The 2,163-nt window shown below is 72.1% G+C and carries 2 protein-coding genes; one reads left to right on the top strand and one right to left on the bottom strand.

Translation table 11 applies throughout. The features are described 5' to 3' along the window. Nucleotides 1-1,419: DEAD/DEAH box helicase (locus AC2VNT_RS06045; protein ID WP_486945989.1), on the bottom strand; the 1,419-nt coding region annotated here is incomplete at its 3' end. Nucleotides 1,420-1,676: 257 nt separating this feature from the next. Here AC2VNT_RS06045 and AC2VNT_RS06050 point away from each other — a divergent pair. Continuing rightward, nucleotides 1,677-2,163 (top strand): ferritin-like fold-containing protein (locus AC2VNT_RS06050; protein ID WP_486945990.1); only part of this gene is annotated, 487 nt, incomplete at its 3' end.

Below are 2,163 nucleotides of genomic sequence, written 5' to 3' on the forward strand. Positions count from 1 at the left end.
GGTCGCGCCCTCGGGTTGGTCCCCGCCCGCCGGCTTGCCGCCGCGGGTGCGCCGCCGCGACCGGTCCGGGTTGCGCGGGGCCCGCTGGCGCTCGGACCCGGAGCCGGTGCCGCCGGCGGGCCGGCGGCCCGATCCGGAGCGCGGTTTGCCGATCCGGCCGGTGGCCTCGGTCGGGATGCCCAACTCGGTGTAGAGATGCGGCGAGCTCGAGTAGGTCTCCGCCGGATCGGGGCAGCCCAGACTCAGCGCCTTGTCGATCAGCGTCCAGCGGGCCAGTTCGTCCCAGTCGACCAGGGTGACCGCCACCCCGGTGCGGCCGGCCCGGCCGGTGCGGCCGATCCGGTGCACGTAGGTCTTCTCGTCGTCGGGGCACTGGTAGTTGATGACGTGGGTGACGTCGTCGATGTCGATGCCGCGGGCCGCCACGTCGGTGGCCACCAGCACGTCGACGTCGCCGGAGCGGAACGCCGTGAGCGCCTTCTCTCGGGCCACCTGGTTGAGGTCACCGTGCACCGCGCCGACCTTGAAGCCGCGCTCGGCGAGGTCGTCGGCGACCTTCTGCGCGGTGCGCTTGGTGCGGGTGAAGATCATCGTGGCGCCCCGGCCGCGGGCCTGCAGCACCCGGCCGACCAGCTCCACCTTGTCCAGCGCGTGGGCCCGGTAGACGAACTGGTCGGTCGCGTCGTGCACCGCCGAGGAGTGCGGCGCCTCGGCCCGGATGTGGGTGGGCTGGTTCATGAAGCTGCGGGCCAGCGTGATGATCGGGCCGGGCATGGTCGCCGAGAACAGCATCGACTGCCGGTCGTCGGGGATCTGGGCCAGGATGCGTTCGATGTCCGGCAGGAAGCCCAGGTCGAGCATCTCGTCGGCCTCGTCGAGCACCAGCGACGCCAGCCCGCCCAGCTGCAGGTGGCCCTGCTGGGACAGGTCCAGCAGCCGGCCCGGGGTGCCCACCACCACGTCGGCACCGGCGCGTAGCGCCTCGACCTGCGGCTCGTACGGCCGGCCCCCGTAGATGGCGACCACCGACAACGAGCGGGTACCGCGCTCGTCGGCCTGGCCATCCGAGCCGGCAGCGGTCAGGTACTTGGCCGCGTCGGCCAAGTCGCCGGAGACCTGGATGCACAGTTCGCGGGTGGGCACCACCACCAGCCCCCGGGGTACCCCGGTGAGCGGCTTGTCGGCTTCGGTGCTGATCCGCTGCAGCAGCGGTACCCCGAAGGCGAAGGTCTTGCCCATCCCGGTGCGGGCCTGGCCGATCAGGTCGTCGCCGGCCAGGGCCAGCGGCAGGGTGAGCTCCTGGATCGCGAACGGATGCTCGATGCCGTCCTCGGCGAGCGCCCGGACGATCTCGTCGCGGACGCCGAGGTCGGCGAAGGTGGGCTGGGCGGTGGGTTTGGGGGTGATGAGCGGGCTCATGCGGGGGTGCGTCGCCTTTCGGTGGGTCGGATCTGTATCGATCGATCGCGTTGCGGTTCCAGCGCGCACGCGGTGAGACGTCGATACCTGCCGAGCCGATTCCCGGGCCGCGAACTCGTCGGGGCCGATCGCATGCACGCGCATTTCTTCGGCAGCCGCCGTACCGGCACTGCACTGCCTGCCGCAGATACTACCTGGTCGGCGCCGACACCCGCGGGCCGCGGCCGGGTCGCGGCGGGGTCGCCTAGAGTGTGCCCATGAATTCCGGTCCACCCGCCGAGCAGGTGACGTCGACCCCGCCGCCGCGGCTGGCCGTCGACCATCCCGGCGTCAGCGAACTGTTCGCGCTGCTCGCCTACGGCGAGGTGGCGGCGTTCTACCGGCTCACCGACGAAGCGCGGATGGCGCCCGACCTGCGCGGCCGGATCTCGATGGCCAACATGGCCGCCGCCGAGATGGGGCACTACGGCCTGCTGGCCGAGGCGCTGCAGCGGCGCGGTGTCGACGTGGTGGCGGCGATGTCGAAGTACGCGTCCGCGCTGGACGGCTACCACCGGCTGACCATGCCCAGCACCTGGCTGGAGGCGCTGGTCAAGACCTACGTCGGTGACGCTCTGGCCGCCGACTTCTACCTGGACATCGCCGACGGTATGCCCGACGAGGTGGCCGAGGTGGTGCGCGCGGTGCTCGCCGAGACCAAGCACTCCCAGTTCGTCGTCGCCGAGGTGCGCGACGCGGTGACGG

This window comes from Mycobacterium sp. TH-M15 (genome assembly GCF_057473705.1).